This is a genomic window from Methylobacterium sp. P3_A11, assembly GCF_056403155.1.
In genome coordinates, this window is record NZ_JBFUGA010000011.1 from 1 (window position 1) to 17,912 (window position 17,912).

At 65.8% G+C, this 17,912-nt stretch carries 14 protein-coding genes; 5 read left to right on the plus strand and 9 right to left on the minus strand.

The window, feature by feature from the left end:
- The coding region (locus AC1DXK_RS05460) for an efflux RND transporter periplasmic adaptor subunit (protein ID WP_477297108.1) at positions 1 to 630 on the minus strand (630 nt) is incomplete at its 3' end.
- Positions 631 to 970: 340 nt separating this feature from the next.
- Here AC1DXK_RS05460 and AC1DXK_RS05465 point away from each other — a divergent pair.
- Complete coding sequence (locus AC1DXK_RS05465; protein ID WP_477297110.1) at positions 971 to 2,203, plus strand: D-serine ammonia-lyase; 1,233 nt, start codon at positions 971 to 973, stop codon at positions 2,201 to 2,203.
- A 173-nt stretch (positions 2,204 to 2,376) separates the two neighbouring features.
- Here AC1DXK_RS05465 and AC1DXK_RS05470 read toward each other — a convergent pair whose 3' ends face one another.
- Together AC1DXK_RS05470 and AC1DXK_RS05475 are read right to left on the minus strand one after the other, a co-directional pair.
- Entirely contained in the window at positions 2,377 to 2,628 is a 252-nt protein-coding gene (locus AC1DXK_RS05470; protein ID WP_457104672.1) for a PilZ domain-containing protein, read from the minus strand.
- Positions 2,629 to 2,735: 107 nt separating this feature from the next.
- The gene (locus AC1DXK_RS05475) at positions 2,736 to 3,050 is read right to left on the minus strand and encodes a hypothetical protein (RefSeq protein WP_457104673.1); all 315 of its coding nucleotides are present in this window, start codon (positions 3,048 to 3,050) and stop codon (positions 2,736 to 2,738) included.
- Positions 3,051 to 4,380: 1,330 nt separating this feature from the next.
- Here AC1DXK_RS05475 and AC1DXK_RS05480 point away from each other — a divergent pair.
- The 4 genes from AC1DXK_RS05480 (at position 4,381) to AC1DXK_RS05495 (ending at position 11,264) form a co-directional block, all read left to right on the plus strand.
- Positions 4,381 to 7,650, plus strand: a complete 3,270-nt coding sequence (locus tag AC1DXK_RS05480) for an efflux RND transporter permease subunit (protein ID WP_457104674.1) — start codon at positions 4,381 to 4,383, stop codon at positions 7,648 to 7,650.
- The gene (locus AC1DXK_RS05485) at positions 7,650 to 9,035 is read left to right on the plus strand and encodes an efflux RND transporter periplasmic adaptor subunit (protein ID WP_457104675.1); all 1,386 of its coding nucleotides are present in this window, start codon (positions 7,650 to 7,652) and stop codon (positions 9,033 to 9,035) included. The genes AC1DXK_RS05480 and AC1DXK_RS05485 overlap by 1 nt, the downstream gene beginning before the upstream one ends.
- A 176-nt stretch (positions 9,036 to 9,211) precedes the next feature.
- Positions 9,212 to 9,892, plus strand: coding sequence for a response regulator transcription factor (locus AC1DXK_RS05490; protein WP_457104676.1), 681 nt, complete (start codon positions 9,212 to 9,214; stop codon positions 9,890 to 9,892).
- The gene (locus AC1DXK_RS05495; protein ID WP_457104677.1) at positions 9,879 to 11,264 is read left to right on the plus strand and encodes a sensor histidine kinase; all 1,386 of its coding nucleotides are present in this window, start codon (positions 9,879 to 9,881) and stop codon (positions 11,262 to 11,264) included. Before AC1DXK_RS05490 ends, AC1DXK_RS05495 begins: the two co-directional genes overlap by 14 nt.
- Before the next feature lie 106 nt (positions 11,265 to 11,370).
- On the opposite strand, the gene AC1DXK_RS05500 is transcribed toward AC1DXK_RS05495, so the two are convergent.
- From AC1DXK_RS05500 to fabG, 6 genes are all read right to left on the minus strand, one after another.
- Entirely contained in the window at positions 11,371 to 11,664 is a 294-nt protein-coding gene (locus AC1DXK_RS05500; RefSeq protein ID WP_457104678.1) for a hypothetical protein, read from the minus strand.
- Positions 11,665 to 11,780: 116 nt separating this feature from the next.
- A complete protein-coding gene (locus AC1DXK_RS05505; protein WP_457104679.1) occupies positions 11,781 to 12,149 on the minus strand; it encodes a hypothetical protein in 369 nt (122 codons plus the stop codon).
- 97 nt (positions 12,150 to 12,246) lie between these two features.
- Positions 12,247 to 13,845, minus strand: coding sequence for a porin (locus AC1DXK_RS05510; protein WP_457104680.1), 1,599 nt, complete (start codon positions 13,843 to 13,845; stop codon positions 12,247 to 12,249).
- Positions 13,846 to 14,380: 535 nt separating this feature from the next.
- Positions 14,381 to 15,994, minus strand: a complete 1,614-nt coding sequence (locus AC1DXK_RS05515; RefSeq protein ID WP_457104706.1) for a GMC family oxidoreductase — start codon at positions 15,992 to 15,994, stop codon at positions 14,381 to 14,383.
- Positions 15,995 to 16,013: 19 nt separating this feature from the next.
- Complete coding sequence (locus AC1DXK_RS05520; protein ID WP_457104681.1) at positions 16,014 to 16,841, minus strand: shikimate dehydrogenase family protein; 828 nt, start codon at positions 16,839 to 16,841, stop codon at positions 16,014 to 16,016.
- Positions 16,842 to 16,864: 23 nt separating this feature from the next.
- Positions 16,865 to 17,671 carry a 3-oxoacyl-ACP reductase FabG gene (fabG, locus tag AC1DXK_RS05525; RefSeq protein ID WP_457104682.1) on the minus strand — a complete coding sequence of 269 codons (807 nt, stop codon included), beginning with the start codon at positions 17,669 to 17,671 and terminating at the stop codon, positions 16,865 to 16,867.
- Positions 17,672 to 17,912 lie beyond the last annotated feature (241 nt).

Sequence of the window (17,912 nt, forward strand, 5' to 3'; positions counted from 1 at the left end):
GCTCCCTTCCGGCAGGAACACCTCCGCCTCGCGGGCGCCGTCGCGGGCGAGCTTCACCACCGTCTGGCCGGCGGCGACGACCTGCCCGGGCTCGCTGGGCACTTCCATCACGACGCCGTCGGCATCGGCCAGAAGCTCAGAATAGCCGGCCTGATTGCCGATCTGGCTCGCTTGTGCCTCGGCGTTGGCGAACTGGGCGATGGCCGCGTCCGCCGCGGCCTTGTTCTGATCGTAGGTCTGCTTGGAGGTCCAGCCGTCGCCGACGAGCTTGCGGCTGCGCTCCTCGTCGGCCTTGGCCTTGATCATCTGCGCGCGGGCCGCCTCGACCGAGGCGCGGGCCGCGTTGAGCGCGAGGGTGAAGTCGGTGCGGTCGAGCCGCATCAGGGACTGCCCGAGGCTCACGTGGTCGCCGGGATCGACGAGGCGCTCGAAGATCTTGCCGCCGACCCGGAAGCCGAGATTGCTCTCGGTGCGGGCGCGGATCACGCCGGTGTAGCGCGCGACGCTGCCCGCGGCGGGCGCGACCGCGATGGTCTGGACCAGCGGCGGCTCGGGCGTCACGGCGGTCTCGGCCGGGGAGCATGCCGCCAGGGCCAAACCGGCGAGCCCGATCATCCATCGCGCGTCCATTGCAGATTCCCGTCGCCGTCCGAGCATCATAAAAATTATGATCGTCATCTATTATGGTGCGGCGACGTCGTCAATGGCCCCCGCGGCCGACGTCGCCGACGTTGCCGATTTTAGCGGCCGAGCGGACGAACAATGGAGCGCTGACGACGCTCAAATCGCGTCCCGCGGGCACGAGCCATGCTAAGGTCGGTGCATCCTGCGTGTCTGGACGTGCCATCGGTGCGCCGCCGTTCTTGCGCGCATGTTCTGCAGGCAGCCATCGACCGGGACCGCAATCGCTATGACTGCAATCGCCGAACCGCAGGGAAAATCACTGCTCGAACGGATCCCGGCCGCTGTCATGGGCGCCAGCCCTACGATCTGGATCAATCCCGCCCTTGGCAGCAGCGCGTCCGTTTTGCCGAGCCTGGCGTTCGGTCATGCCGATGTCGAGCAGGCGGTGGCGCGCTGGCGGCGTTTCGCGCCCTTGCTGGCTCACCTGTTCCCCGATGAGGGCGCGGGCCGGATCGATTCGCCGTTGATCCCCATGGCGGTGGACCTGTCCGAGAGGATGATGCCGGGCGCCGCCATGGGGCGCGTGCTGGTCAAGGGCGACCACGCGTTGCCGGTGACGGGCTGCATCAAGGCGCGGGGCGGCGTGTACGAGGTTCTGGCCTACGCCGAGGTGCTCGCCGGCCGCGCCGGGCTGCTCGCGGAAGGCGGATCCTACGCGGCCTTCGCCGGGTCGGCGTTCCGCGACCTGTTCGCCCGGCATACCATCGCGGTCGGCAGCACAGGCAATCTCGGCTTCAGCGTGGGCCTGATGGGGCGTGCGCTCGGGTTCTCGGTCGAAGTGCACATGTCGCACGATGCCAAGGCCTGGAAGAAGGCACGCCTGCGCGCTCTTGGCGCCCGCGTCGTCGAGCATCGTGGCGACTACGGAGCGGCGGTGGCGGCAGCGCGGGCTGCCTTTTCCGGACGCGACGACGCGCATTTCGTGGACGACGAGAATTCGGTCGACCTGTTCCTCGGTTACGCCGCCGCCGCCCACGACCTGGATCGGCAACTCGCGGCGGCGGGGATCGCGGTGGAGCCCGCTCGCCCCCTGTATGTCTATCTGCCCTGCGGCGTCGGCGGCGCACCGGGGGGGGTCGCCTTCGGGCTCAAGCTGCTGTTCGGTGACGCCGTGCATCCGGTCTTCGTCGAGCCCGTCGCCTCGCCCTGCATGCTGGTGCAACTCGCCGCGGGCCTCGAACGGTCGGTGAGCGTCTATGACGTCGGCCTGGACAACCGGACCGCAGCCGACGGGCTGGCGGTCGCCACAGCCTCCATGCTGGTCGCGAGGACCCTCGAGAGGCTCGTCAGCGCCGTGGTCACGGTGACCGACGACGCGTTGTACCATTGGCTCAAGGTGCTCTGGACGGAGGCGAACATCCGTCTGGAACCGTCCGCCGCGGCCGGCTTCGCCGCCGCGGAGCGGTTCGCCGCACAGCTTCCGGCGGAGGCGCGCGCCGGCGCGACCCACGTGATCTGGACGACCGGTGGCGAACACCTCCCGGTCGGCGAATTCGAGGCTGCTTTGGCCCGGGGTTAGAGGGTGCCCCGACGGGTCCAGCTCTGCGAGTCCGTTGAGGCGATCCCTCGACGTCTCGTGGTCCAGGCCGCCCGCGCGACCGCGTGGCGTATGGCAGGGTGACCGGCTGACAGCCGCGTGCAGAGACAGGCGGGCGGCGACACGCCTGACCACAATCCTCTGGCCGGCTGAGATCACTCCATGAGATCGGTCAAGGCTCCGATCTCGTCGGCATTCTTCCACACCGTCTCGCAACCGATCACCTTGTCGGTGGCGTCGATGGTCAGCGTGAATTCGGACGGTATCCGCTCCGTGCCTACGAGCCGGAGCCGAACGCCCCACCGTGACATGTCATGCACCACGCAGGGGATCGCCGGGTGGCCTGCCACCGCGATCCGACCCTGCAGGTTGATGGCGACGCGCCGGGAAATCCGCTGGTTTTCCATATGTACAAAGCCCTAAAGCCACGCACGTTACACAGCGATCTTCAATGAGCCGTTGACGCGTAAGGCGAAATTGCGCGGAACAACCGGACACGACGGCTCGAATTGGATCATCCGGTCTGCCGGTTCGGCAGCCACCGGGAGACGAAGTGCAATGGACGCGCCACGCTGGCGCCAGCGCTGCCATCCCTGACGGGTTCGTCGTCGGGCACCAGCGACGCGATCAACCGCAACAGATTCTCCCGCTCCTCGCCGCTGAACAGCACGAGGAACGAACCCAGTTCCAATTCCACCTCCGGTTCGTCGTCTCCGGTTCGGTGCAGAACATAGGGTTGGCCGGTCTTCACATCGCGCGTCAGCGCCCATCGGTCGCCGGCGGCGCCAATGTGAAACTCCCGAACGACACGGGGCGCCTGTTCAATCATGCCTCAACCAACGCGCAGTCAATCACGCAACGCACGGCCGATTAGCACCAAATTACGGGCGCGAATATAATCTGCTTCCGTATTCCACAATCTTGCGTTTCAGGATCGTGCATCCAAGACGGCGTTGGCGGCCGCACGGTCTGTGATTCGAACTCGCTCGCGTGCCGTAGACGGCTTGAACCCGGTGCGGCCTCGGCAGATCTGCCGGGTGAAACGGCGGTCTCGCAAACCGGCATTGTCGATCGGCTTATCCCCTGTGAGATCCATTGAGAGAGTCGCTGCCGATCGGTCGCCGCCGTGTCTCTCGGCTAGGGATAGGCGTGTCTGCGTGAGCGCTCGAACGCATCCGCGCAGGGTTTGTCGAATAACCTGCAGGGCGGATCGGCGTCGCCCGGCTCTGCCAACAGCGGTTGTCCTCCGACGTCGCCGGTGGAATGACGCTGCGAATATCGCGATCTCGGATCGAAATAGGGGTCCGAGGTGTAGCTGTTCATGAACGCGCCGCCTGCAGGCATCTCGCTCTCGGCTCTGGCCATGCCGATCAGTCGTGGAATCGTAAGCGCGGCCATTGCAAGCCACAGGCATCGTCTGACCATTGGCTGGCCTCTCTTCGTGTCGGCATAAAGGACGGTACGGATCGGGATCGGAACAAATGTGTCGGGACAATAGAAAGATAATTGAAGCTGATAGAAATTCGTATGCGAGAGATACAACGCGGAATGATTTTTATCAGATTGAAAACTAGAGATTTGCCGTCGACTCAATCATTGAACTTAGAGAGTCAGTGCTGATGGATGGCGCCGCCGAAATCCATTCCGACAGGGACGCCAACGCACGTTCACGCGATCGAGAAAAGGTTGCGTCCGCCATAGATCACCGAACCCAGCGCCTCCGCACCACGCCGTAGAGACGCGACCTTCTGCGGCCTCAGACGGTCGTGGATCGCGCCGCATCCCTGACGTGTAGATCGCGTGAGTTTGGCGGCCATGACAATGAAACAACGATTTCTCAAGTAAAAATAATAATACTTCTTGAATAATATTTCAATTTCCAATCGTCGCGATTGCGAGGTTCGATCGAGTCCGACCGGCCGCTCGTCTCTGGCTTCCCCGACTTTATGAAACCGGGCGCGATTTTAAGTTTCTTAAAGACGCTTTTAGTTTATCGCGCCGAATTCATTCGAAGAGTGGTTTCGTGCGGACTATATCGCTTTCCAGCGGGGCCACCGCTCGGCGTCCTCTTAGCAAACAAAGCTCAATCCGCGCATAATCCTTGCGGCCCACTGGCCGAGGACATGCGCCGGATCGGGGTGGGACATCGGCTAGGTAGCATGGAACTCGTCCGGTTCGCTCTCAAGTTCCGCAAGAGCTTCTATGTTCTTGCCATCCTTATGTTCCTGTCCGGCGTCGGGTCGATCGCGGTGGCGCCCAAGGATGTTCTCCCCGCCGTCGATATCCCGGTTGTGGTGGTGGTCTGGACCTACAGCGGTCTCGACGCGACCGACATGGTTCAGCGCATCACGAACTACAGTGAGTTCTCGCTCTCCAGCAACGTGAACAACATCAGGCGGATCGAATCGACCTCGATCCAAGGCACTGTGACCGAGCGGATCTACTTCGATTCCGCCGTGAGCATCGATCTGGCGATGACCCAGGTCGACTCGGCCATGAACGCGATCCGCTCGCGCATGCCGCCGGGCGTGCAGCCGCCCGTGATCATGCGCTTCTCCGCCTCGTCGGTGCCGGTGATCCAGCTGGCCCTGTCCTCGTCGAAGCTGACGCTCACCAACGTCTTCGACTACGCCCAGTATCGGACACGCAGGCGGCTGGCCGAGGTGCCGGGCTCCACCCTGCCATCCCCCTATGGCGGTGCGCCGCGGCAGGTGATGGTCGATCTCGATCCCGCGAAGCTGCGCGCCCTCGGCATGACGCCGCTCGACGTTCTCGACGCGGTTCTGAAGCAGAATCTCGTGGTGCCCTCGGGTCTCGCGAAGATCGGGACACAACAATACACGGTCCGGCTCAATTCGAGCCCGCAGCTGGTCGACCAGCTCAATCGCATCCCGATCAAGGTCGAGAACAATCAACCGGTCCTCCTGCGCGATGTCGCCCATGTTCGCGACGGGGCGCCCCCGCAGATCAACATCGTGCGCGCCGACGGGACGCATTCCGTCCTGCTGCAAGTTTTGAAGAACGGCGCGGCCTCGACGTTGGACGTCGTGAACGCCGTGAAGGCGGCGCTGCCCGACATCCGCGCCGCCGCGCCAAAGGGCATGACGATTACCTCGCTCTTCGATCAGTCGGTCTTCGTCTCCGACGCGATCTCCGACGTGGTCCGCGAGGCGGTGATCGCGGCCGGCCTCACTGGCTTGGCGATCCTGCTGTTCCTGGGGTCTTGGCGCTCGACCATCGTGGTCCTCGTCTCGATCCCCCTCTGCATCCTGACCTCCCTGTCGATCCTGGTCGCCCTCGGGCAAACCATCAATGTGATGACCCTGGGCGGCCTCGCCCTGGCGGTTGGCATCCTGGTGGATGACGCGACCGTTGCCATCGAGAACACCTACCGGATGTTCGAGGAGGGCTTCCCGTTCCGGCGGTCCGTGGTCGAGGGGGTCGCCGGTATCGCCAAGCCCGCGCTGATCTCGACGCTGGCGATCTGCTCGGCCTTCTCGGCAGTCTTCTTCCTCACCGACGCGCCCCGCTACCTTTTCGTCCCACAGGCCGAGGCGGTGGTGTTCGCGATGCTCACTTCCTACCTGCTGTCGCGGACGCTGGTGGCGATCCTGATCGACGTCCTGGTCGCCCCGGAATATGCCCGGCATCACGGCGGCTCGCATCCGGATGTCAACGGGTCCGTGGCGCCCCGCCGACGCACGAGACTGGGTCGCCTGCTCGGTGCGGTGGCGTGGCCGGCCCTCTGGCTCCTCCGGATTCCGGTGCGTGGCGCCCTCGCCTTTCGGGCCGCCTTCGAGCGGGGCTTCGCGCGCTTCCACGCCGGCTATGTCGGGCTTCTCTCCGCCGTGCTCCACCATCCGCGCCGGGCTTTGCTCGGCGGGCTCTCCGTCGTCGCCGTGACCGCGTCGATCTTTCCCTTCGTCGGGCAGGATTACTTCCCGATGATCCAGTCCAGCCAGATGACGCTGCATATCCGCACCCGGCCGGGCCAGCGGATCGAAGAGGCGGAAAAGACCTTCGCGCAGGTCGAGGATGTCGTCCGGCAGGTCGTCCCAAAAGAAGAAATTGGCCTGATTCTCGACAACATCGGTCTCCCGGCATCGAACTATAATTTCGCCTTCATGGATGCGTCATTCGTTGCGTACAACGATGGGCAAATGCTCATCAACCTGAAGGGCGAGCACAAGCCGATCGCGTTCTATCAGAAACGCCTGCGCAAGGTCCTGCGCGACGCGTTTCCCGAGGACACCTTCTACTTCCAGCCGTCCGATATCATCACGCAGATCCTGAACTTCGGCACCGTTGCGCAGATCGATGTGCAGGTGGCCGGTCGGCATGATGACAAGGACCTCGCCGTCGCCCGCGACTTGGTCCGCCGGATCTCCGCGGTCCGAGGCGCCGTCGACGTCCACCTCCACCAGATCGTCGACGCGCCGCAGATGTACGTGAATGTCGACCGGAGGCTGGCGTCGGAGATGGGTGTCAGCGAGCAGTCCATTGCGCAGAACCTCAACGTCTCGCTCTCCGGCTCCTTCCAGGTCAGCCCGAACTTCTGGGCCGATCCGAAGTCCGGGATGCCCTATCAGCTCTGGGTTCAGACACCGGAATGGCGCAACGCTGATATCAATCAGCTCATGAACACTCCGGTCTCCGTGCACGCGACCACGCAGAACCGGCCCGGGATTCCGATCCTGCTGTCGAACATCGCGACGATGCAGCGTCAGCCGGAGCAGACGGTCATCAACCACGTCAATCAGCAGCCGACCTTCGATGTGCTCGCCAACGTTCAGAACGCCGATCTCGGCAGCGTGCGCACGGACGTAGAACGGATCGTGGCCGAGGAGCAGGCTCAGCTTCCGGCCCCGGACAAGATCCTGGTCCGGGGCCAGATCGAGAGCATGGAGAGCGCGTTCTCGCATATCGAACTCGGGCTCGGGATCGCGCTGGTGGCGGTCTACCTGCTCCTCGTCCTGAACTATCAGACCTGGGTCGATCCCTTCGTCGTCATCGCCGCGCTGCCGCTCGCCTTCTGCGGCATCGTGATGAGCCTGTTCATCACCAGCACCGCGTTCTCGATCCCGGCCCTGTTCGGGGCGATCATGTCGGTCGGCGTCGCGAGCGCGAACTCGATCCTGCTCGTCACCTTCGCCAAGGAGCATCGGGAAGCCACGGGCTGCTCGGCCCGTGAGGCCGCCCTGATGGCGGGCCATACCCGGCTCCGACCGGTCCTGATGACCGCCTCGGCGATGTTCCTCGGCCTGATCCCGATGGCGATCGGTGCGGGCGAAGGCGCCGAGCAGAATGCCGCCCTGGCCCGCGCGGTGATGGGCGGGATCGGGATGGGCACCGTCTCGACCCTGTTGTTCGTCCCCCTCCTCTACACCCTGCTCCGGCGCAGCCCGATCAAGCCCCTCGAGGATTATTGATGCACGCTTTCACCGACGCCCCCGGGAGCGGCGCCGAGGCTGCCGCGCGGGCGCACCAGCACGCGGTCGAGGTCGATCCGCTGCGGCAGGACAGGGCCGGCGAGGTGCTTGCCCATGCCTCACCTCCGCCGCCGCGCAAGCGGCCCTTCCTGGTGGCGCTGATCGCCCTCGGCAGCGCCCTAGGGCTCGGCGCCTGGCACCATTGGCAGGCCTATCAGGCCTCCCTGGAGACGCAGGCCGAGACCGTCAACTTCGTCCCCGAGGTCCGGACCGGGCCGGCCAAGGTGGAGGACGGCCCCCTTACCCTGACCCTTCCGGGCCAGACGGAGGCCTTCGACCACGCCGACATCTTCGCCCGCGCCACCGGCTACATCGCCGAACGCCGGGTCGACATCGGCTCGCGGGTCAAGAAGGGCGACCTTCTCATCCGCATCGCCGCCCCGGATCTGGACCAACAGGCGCGTCAGGCCGAGGCCCAGCTAGGCCAGCTTCGCGCCCAGCTCGCGGTCGCGAATGCGGACGTGCAGCAGGCCAGGGCCAACGTCACCCTCGCGAACGCCACGGACGCGCGCACCTCGACGTTGGCCGGTCAGGGCTGGGCCTCCAAGCAGAACGCCGATCAGACCCGGGCCGGGATGCTGACCGCCTCCGCGTCCCTGACGGCCGCGGAGGCGAAGGTGAAGGTCGCCGAGGCCAACATCACCGCGCAGCAGGCCACCGTCGACCGGCTACGAACGCTGACGACCTTCGAGAACGTCGTTGCTCCGTTCGACGGGATTGTCGTCGCCCGCAAGGTCGATGTCGGGGATCTGGTTCATGGCGATGCCGGCGGCGGGACGCCGCTCTTCTCCATCGACAGCACCGACGTCCTGCGCGTTGCCGTGCAGGTGCCGCAATCGGCAGCGGTTGGCATCCACGACGGCGTCAAGGCCCACGTGAAGGTTGCGCAGATGCCGGATCGCACGTTCTCCGGGACGGTGTCGCGGAGTTCCGTCGCCCTGCAATCGTCGGTGCGGACGCTGGAGACCGAGGTCGACGTCGCGAACCCGGAGGGCATCCTGCGACCCGGCCTCTATGTCGCCGTGACGTTCGAGGTGCCGCGCATACATCCGCGCGTGACGGTGCCGGCCGAAGCGCTGATCTTCAACGCGGACGGGACGCGCGTGGCCGTGGTCGGCGCGGACGATACCGTCCGTCTCCGTCCGATCACGATCGCGCGCGATCTCGGCACGCGGCTCGAACTGCGCAGCGGCCTGACCAGCGACGACACTGTCGTCCTCAATCCGCCCGCCGACCTTCGGGATGGCAGCCGGGTCATTCCCAAGGGCAGCGCCGCCGCCCGGAACCCTCAAGCCAAGCTCTCCGAGCAGGCGAGTGCGGAGTGAGGCGCATGGTCCATAGCCCTCGCCCCCCGGTAAGCTTTGCCGCACCTATGACGCCTTCCAGCAGCCGCGGTCGGAGCCCATTTGACTCCGGGACAGAAGAGGATATTTCCGGCGCTCCCTCCGGGCCGCAGGAGACCAGACAAAGCCGGCGAATACAAAATAAGAAGGAAAAACGGATGGCTAGCGTATTGGTTGTAGAGGACGACCGCCGCGTTGCAGCCGAGATCGGGTCCGCGCTCGCGGAATACGGCTTCCAGGTGGATGAGGCGCCGAGCGGCAGCATCGGACTACGCAAGGCCATGGACGGTAACTTCGACGTGATCGTTCTGGATCGTATGCTGCCGGAGATCGACGGCCTGTCGTTGCTGACGAAGCTGCGTGCCGCGAAGGTCTCGACGCCGGTTCTCATCCTGAGTGCGCTGTCGGCCGTCAATGAACGCGTGGACGGCTTGCGAGCAGGCGGTGACGATTATCTCGCCAAGCCTTTCGAATTCATCGAGCTGACGGCCCGCGTTGATGCGCTTGCCCGGCGCAAGATGGCTGCGGAGGCGGTCAGCGAGCTGGTGGTCGGCGATCTCCGGCTCGACCTGATCGAGCGTGTGCTCGATTGTGCCGGCCGCGAGATCGAGTTGCTGCCCAAGGAATTCGCGATCATCGAGTTCCTGATGCAGAATCCCGGCGTCTTGGTCAGCCGAAAGATGATCTTCGAGTCGGTGTGGGGTTACAGCTTCAACCATCAATCGAGCGTGATCGATGTCCATATCGGCAAGATCCGCAAGAAGCTGGACCCCGACGGCCTGAATCCGCGGATCCATACGGTGCGCAACACGGGCTTCATCCTCCGTGCGCCTTCTTGAGGTCCGGCGCACGAGCGGCTTCCGGGTTGCGGGCCTGTTCTTCGCGACTTTCGGAACGGCATCGCTGGCGCTGTCGGCCTTCCTCTACATCGACACGCGCAGCTACGGGCGCAAAGCCGCGTTCGAATGGGTCGAGTGGGAATCGAAGCATCTTCTGAGCCTCTCGCCTCGGGCGCTGCGCGAGCGAATCGACGCCTCCGAGGACTTCGCCGAAGGCGGGCGTCCCCTGGTCCTCTTCGGCCCCGATCACGAACGCCGGGCCGGAGCGCCGATCGCCTATCCGGCCGCGGCGCCCCTTGGCCGGCCGTTCGTCCTGTCGCAGCCGATGGATCGCGGCACCCGGACCCTGTTCAGCCAGCTCACCGAGCTTCCGAGCGGCGAGTACGTGCTGGTGAGCCGCTCGGCCCAGGATCTTCAGGCCCTCGAGAAGGCGCTGGTCGAAACCTTCGTCTGGGGCATGGCCGCCACGATCATCATCGGCCTCGTCGGCGCCGTGATCTTCGGGGCCGGCTCGCTGCGGCAGAACGATGCGATCACCAAGGCGGTCGAGCGGATCATGCGCGGCGACCTGAGCGAACGGCTGCCGACACGCGGCGTCTCGGCCGATCTCGCGCACCTCACGCGCGTGGTCAACGACATGCTCGATCAGCTCCAGCGGCTGATGCTGGAGATCAAGGGCGTCAACGAGAACATCGCCCACGACCTGCGGACGCCCCTGACCCGGGTTGTCGGAACTTTGGAGCGGTCCCTGCGCAAGGCCGACAGCGTGCAGGCCTTCCGCACATGCAACGAAGACGTCTTGGCCGAGGTCAAGAACATCGTCATCCGCTTCTCCGCACTGCTGCGCATCTCGGAGATGGAAGACCGCCTGCGCCGTTCCGGCTTCACCGAGGTCGATCTGGGGCGGCTGTTGGAGGACGCCGTCGAGTATTACGAGCCCCTGGCCGTCGAGCGCGGCATCGAACTCCACTGGGACCGGCCGGAACCCTCCTGCATGGTCGAGGGGGATCGAAGCCTCATCTTCGAGGCGGTGAGCAACCTGATCGACAACGCGCTCAAGTTCACACCGACGGGTGGTGAGGTCACCGTGACGCTCCTGCGGAACCCCGCGGGCATCCGGGTCACCGACAGTGGGTGTGGCATACCGCCGGAGGAGCTGGGGGCCGTCCGTGCGCGATTCCGCCGCGGCGCGCTGAAGACCGACAACAGCGGTTTCGGAATCGGGCTGAGCTTGGTGGACTCGATCGCCCGGCTGCATAGTGCCGCCTTCGACATCGTCAGCGACGGCGCCGGCTGCTGCGTCACCCTGCGCTGGACTCACAGGCATGTGGAGGCGGCACTCGTAGAGCCTGCGCCGGTGCCCGCTCACTGAGCCCTGCGGTGAGCGGAACGGCCGCCGGGACGTCCCGTCCAGCCTGCCCGGCATCCGCAGCCATCGAGGCGGACACCGGGCGCCTGTCTGTTTCAGACGAGGTTGCTCAGTCCGACCGGCCGCTGCGCCGACGCTCGCGGGTATTGAAGCGGCTCCACTGCCGGTTGGTTGGGACGGTCCCCACCGAGGCCGGCTGCTGAAGGGACGAGCTGTATCCCGTCGCACCTTCCCACATCCCGCCCGAACGGTCGTTGCCCTGGGCGTAGGAGTCCGCATCGAGGCCACTGCCGTGGGTGCGGATGATGAGGCTGGGATCGATCGTGGCGCCCCCATCCTGTGCGAAGGCAGGGCCGGCAAGCAACATGGCGCCCACCGAGCAGGCCAGGACGATGCTCTTCATAGTGATCTCCCGTTTTCGAGCTGTCGCGAACCGGCGACGTGGGAGTAAGATGCAGCTTTGACGGTTTAAATTCTATATTTTATTGCAGAATAATTGTTTCGCTCTTTGGTCGACATTCAATCTTTGAATGATTCTTTGGATTTCGCCGCCGCGATCGGCCAGGGCCAGCCGATGCGCTGCGCCGATGCCCATCCCTCGGGCGGCGTATGTCGCCTGGCGATCGGGTCGTCCGTCTGCTCCATGTCCGCGTGGAGGCTCATGTGCGAAACGAAAAAGCCGACCGGTTGCCCGGTCGGCGAAGTCTTATGGGTCTGAAGCTTTGGATCAAACGAGGCGAACTCTGGTACCCGAGCCCGCCGGATCTGAAACCATAGCATCCGCTCGGTCGACGGCGAAGAAAGCCGCTGAAGAGCTGATGTCTTTGTACCTGATCCTGCGTATCGTGCAACAAAAACATTTTTTATTTGTTGAATGTCATCGGTCAAACTTCGATGTTTATGAATATGTTCCAAAATAATAAGCCCAGCCTGTTGGCTGGGCTCGGTATTTCAAGACCAAGTTGAGAAATATTTCTCTCTGGGTTCAAAAATCCCGCTGCACGCGGAAGCGGACTTGCGCCGCATCCTGCGAATTCACGTAGCGCAGGGAGTTTTTGGAGATGTCCGGCGTCACGCCACTGTTCAGCGCTGTGCGGATATACTCACCCTCGACGCCGATATCGAGGTCCTTGACGGGCGTCCAGATCAGGCTCGCGCCTGTGATCACCTGGTTGTTTCCCCTCAGAACCGGGCTGGTGGCGAAGGCCAGCGCGTTGGCGGCGCTGGCGCCAGACGGTGCGAAGCCGAAACCGAGAAGGCCGAGCGCGTTGCGACCCTTCGAATTGTAATCGATCTGCGCGTAACTCCCAAAGAAGGCCGACCGCCAGCTCGGAGCCCAGTAGTGGAGCAGTGATGCCACGGCGGAGAAGGACGTCGACAACTCCAGCCGCCCAGTCGTGGGGTTCAGTACTGCATCGGCATAGTATTGCGCGAATGAGCCGCCGCCGACGGATGCGGCACCGAGGGCGTCGTACGGCGCCGTGTAGTTCGAGATGCCGGTATACGTGATGGCGCCCTGGCCGTAGGCACCCTGCAAATAGAGGGTGTCGCCGGTCGCGATGAAGGGCAGATTGACCTTCAGGCCCCCCTGGACCGCCCAGCCATAGGCGTTCGAGGCGCGTCCGGTCGGCGAGATGCCGAGGCCGGCGGTCGCCGTCGTGATGCCCCCCACCGTGCTTCCGGCATCGCCCGCGTTGATCTCGTGGACCGCTGCGGAGAGCTGCGCGGAGCCCCAGGCCTGATCGATCCGCGCGACGCCGACGACGTCGGGCATCCGGCTCTTCTGTGTGACATCGACGAAGGCGACATTGCCGGGGCCGACGACGATCGGTGCCAGCCAGGTCGAAGGCGTGAAGGGATTGAACGCGTTGCTGTAGCCCGCGAAGCCCCCGCCCGCCGTGAACGCGCCGGCAGCCGCGCCCGTGCCGAAGATCGGGAAACGCCGGTAGGTCGGATCCTCCATGGAGGCGGTCAGCGTGATGCCGTTACCGAGCGTCGCCGAGTAGGCGAGCAGATTGGTGCTGAACGTGTCGGATCCGGCTGTGCCACCGATCAGCTCGAAATCATGAGCGTAGAAGTCGAAGAACGACGCCGCACGGCCCGCGGTGAGACCGGCGAACTGGATGAACGCCTTGTCGGCGTTGACGTAGGTCTGCGTCCGACCGAAGGCGTCGGCCCCAAGCCCGGCAATGGCCAAGCTCTCGCGCTGCCGGGATCCTGAGGTGAGGAACGGGCCGCTGCGATTGGCGATGTCGATCCGCAGGAAGGCGCGCAGGGTGCCGTAATCGGTCTGCGTGCGCGAATCGAGGTTCAGCCGCATCAGGCCCAGATAGCCGGTTACATCGCCGCCGGCCCCGGTGCGGACCTTGCTGGTCTGGTACAGGAAGTCATACCGGGCTCTGCCGGAAATACGGATACATGTATCGCCGCCAGGAATGTAGAAAAAGCCGGCACCATAGGCATTGCAAACGCGTACATACTCGACTGGGGCAGCCTTCATGGTCGGGAGATCGGCGGCTCGCGCGCTTCCGAACGGGATCAGCAAGGCTGAAGAGCCAAGTAACAGCGCCTTGAGTCTGGTCATGGTGTCCCCGCATCAAACGCCGTGGGCATGAATCCGCCAGCGTCAACCCAATGATCCGCGTTCACGTCAGGTCTCGGTTCCCGCTTGAGACCAACGCCGCAGTGAATTTGAGATTTGGCCGACCTATCGACCGGCAGCTTGACCGTATCTATCAAGAGATGATTTTACAAATAAATTGCGATTGCATTTTATAATTGGAATTGAGTTCATTAAATTTGTTTTTGTATTTGAATTGTCCAAAGCGGCGCGCGCTGAAGCCGCTTCGTTTCGCGACCCCGGATGGGTCGGCCGTTCGGGCGGGTGATTCGGTCCGCGCGTCACTCCCCGTCCCGCGCGCCGGCGCGAAAGCCGGACGGTCGCACCCGTGCAGCGCGAGGGCATCGAGCCTGCGGGGTGGGGCGGACCGGATGCGTCTGGTGGCGGGTTGTTCCGAGACCCAAGGGGCGTCTCGCCCCCGTCTGCGATGCGGCGTCGGGACCGGATCCCGTGCGATCGCGCAGGCGCGGCCGCGCTGCCGCAGATCAGCGCCGCGCTTTCAGCTGCAGGCGCCGATCAGAGCGCTCGCCTTTTCGGCAATCATGAACACCGCCGCCTGCGTATTCCCCGAAACGATGCTCGGCATTACCGAGGCGTCCGCCACGCGCAGCCCCGTAACCCCGCGCACGCGCAAGTCTGGATCCGTGACGGAACCGGGATCGGCGCCCATGCGGCAGGTGCCGCAGATGTGGTAGATGGTCTGGCCGTCGCGGCGGGCGAAGTCGAGCCAGTCGGCATCCGTCCGGCAATCAGGTCCCGGGTTGAGTTCGGGGCCACGGAAACGGTCCATCGGTGCCTGTTCGACGATGTGCCGGGCGATCTTCATCCCCTCGACCATCGCGCGACGGTCCTCCTCGGTGGCGAGGAAGTTCGGCCGGATGGCAGGGGCCTGAAGCGGATCGGGCGAGATGGCGTGGATCGTCCCGCGCGATTCGGGCCGCAGCTGCGTGACGCCGATCGTCATGCCGGGCAGGCGGTCGAGCTTGCGCTCGGCGGCGTTGGCGTAGCTCGCGTGCATGAAGAAGTACTGGACGTCAGGCCCTTCGAGACCGGGGCGCGTCCGTACGAAGCCATGGGCGAGGCCGGTGCCGAGCGACAGGATTCCCTGCCCCGTGGCGAGGTAGCGGGCCGCCGCGAGGCCGAGGCTTAAGCCGCGGGTCTGCTCGTTCAGCGTCACCGGCAGACGCACCCGCCAGTTCATCCGCGTGCAGTAATGGTCCATGTAATTGGCGCCCACTCCGGGCGCCGCGCGGCGGATCGGAAGACCGAGGCGGGTCAGGATGTCGGGATCGCCGATACCGGACAGCTCCAGGATCTGGGGGGTCTGGGCCGCGCCGGCGGCGAGGATCACCTCTCCGCAGCAGCGAAACAGCCGCTCGCGCCCTCCGACCAGCGCGGCGACACCGTTCGCCCGATCCCCATCGAAAGTCAGCCGCAGGACGTGCGCGTCGGTGACGACGGCGAGGTTCGCGCGCGGAAGGGCAGGTTTCAGGTAGGCATCGGCGGCGCTGATCCGCCGCCCGCGCCGCTGGTTGACTTGATAATAGCCGACGCCGTCCTGGCGCGCCGCATTGTAGTCCGGATTACGCAGGTGGCCGGCCGCCTCCGCCGCAGCAATGAAGGCCTCCGCAATGTCCGGCTGCTCGCCGACCTCGGTGAGCGGCAGCGGGCCGCCGCGGGCGCGCAACGGATCGGGCGGTCCGTCGAAATCCTCCACCCGTCGGAAATAGGGCAGTACGTCCGCAAAGCCCCAGCCGCGGCACCCGGCCTGCGCCCAGGCATCGTAATCCTGTGGCTGTCCGCGCACGTAGATCATGCCGTTGATCAGCGTTGATCCGCCGAGGCCCTTGCCGCGCGGCACCGCGATCACCCGGCCGCCGGTCGCCGCCTCCGGCTCGGTCCGGAAGCGCCAGTTGTAGGCCGGATGCTGAAGGAGACGGCTGAAGCCCGCCGGGATCGCGACCCAGGGGCTGCGCGCCCGACCCCCGGCCTCGAGCAGCAGCACCCTGCGCGTCCCGGACTCGGTCAGCCGGTTGGCCAGAACGCATCCCGCCGTGCCGCCGCCCACGATCACGTAGTCGAAGTCAGCCGCCGCGATGGCGTCGATGTCGATCCGTCGCACAGATCTCGCCTCAGAGTGCGCCCATGTGGTGGGCCATCAGCGCGATCTGGCGCTCCAGCATCGGCAGGCCCTTCTGGATGCGGCATCCGGCCGCCGACGCTGCGGCGAGCAGCGGCGTCGTCTCGGGATCCATGATCGCCTCGGCGACGAACTGGCCGCCGTGGAGAGCGGTCAGATCGAAGGGCGCGGCGTCCCCCGGGCGCATTCCGAGCGACGTACCGTTGACGAGGATGTCATGGTCCACTTGGCTCCCCTCCGCGGCGACCGCGAGGGCGGGATACGCGGCGCGCACGCGCGCGATCAACGCCTGCGCGCGGTCGAGGGTGCGGTTGAGGATCGTCAGGCGCGCGACGCCCGCCTCCGCCAGCGCGAAGGCGATCGCACTGGCGGCACCGCCAGCGCCTGCCAGCGCCGCGTCCCGGCCGCGGGGCTCAACGCCCGAGGCGCGCAGCGCATCGACGAAGCCGATGCCGTCCAGCATGGTGCCGACCATGCGTCCGTCCGCCTCGCGCCGGACGCAGTTCACCGCCCCGATCTGCTCGGCCTCGCGGGTGAGCGCGTCGCACAGATCCGTCATCGCCGTCTTGTGCGGAACCGTGGCGATGAAGCCGCCGAAATTGCGCACCTGCCGAAGCCCGTCCATCACGGCGGCCAAGCCGTCCGCCGGCACGTGCAGCGGAACGAGCACGCCGTCCACGCCGTGACGGGCGAAGAGCGCACCCATCACCTCGGGCGCCTTCACGTGGTAGATCGGGTCCGCCAGGATCCCGTAGACCCGTGTCCGACCGGTGATCCCGACCGCGGTGGCCGCCCCGTCCATGGCCGTCCTCTCGTCCATCCGCCGTCCTGATTGCGACCGGCTCACGTCATGTACAAGCCGCCGGCCACGTCGACAGTCTGGCCGGTCACGAAACTCGCCTCCGCGGAGGTGAGGTAAAGGGCGAGGTCCGCAACTTCCTCCGGCGATCCGAGGCGGCCCATCGGCGTCAGGCGGACCTGCGCGTCGTTAACCGCACTGCCCACCGCCCGGACCATCGGGGTCTCGATGCGTCCCGGGGCGATCGCGTTGACCCGGATGCCGAACGGACCGAGTTCGGCCGCCAGATGCTTGGTGAGGCCGATCAGCCCCGCCTTCGAGGCCGCGTAATGGCAGGCGACGATCGGCGAGTGGGTCTTTCCCGCCACCGAGGACAGGTTCACGATGAACCCACGCCCGGCCGCCCGCATCGCCGGCACGAGCGCCCGGACGGTGTTGAACGCCCCTGTGAGATTGACCGCGACTACGCGGTTCCACTCGGCCGGATCCATCTCCCAGACGCGGTGAGCCACCCCGTCGTGCTTGGGCGAGATGCCGGCATTGTTGATCACGGTATCGAAGGCCCCGCCCATCGCGGCGGCCGCCTCGGCCAAAGCAGTCTCGACCGCCGGATAGTCGGCCACGTCGAGCCGCAGCGGCAGGGCTCGCCCGCCCGCTTCCTCGATGAGCCCGACGGTCGCCGCCACGTCCTCCTGGGTGACGTCGGCGACGCCGACCAGGGCCGCGCGCGCTCCAAAGCCCTCCGCGATCGCCCGGCCGATCCCGCAGCCGGCCCCCGTGACGAGGACGCGTCGGCCGGCATGGCTCGGCCGGCGGGCGATGGCATCCGGGTTGGTCTCTCGCTCCGTCATCTCGGATCCTCCGATCGGCGCACCTCACAGAACCGCGGCCGTGGCGCGCCCGGATGGTGTCGGCCAGGATGTCCGCGCCAATCTCCACCACGGAGCGCCGGTTTGCGACCCGCAGCGGTGGGGGATGTTCCGAAGGTCGAGGACACTGCGCAGGTCGGTCCGGCCGATGCCGAGTCCCCTGCCGGACTGCGTTCCGCGCTTGCGCCGGCCCAGCCGCCGGGGTTCCCGGGAGCCGGGCTGG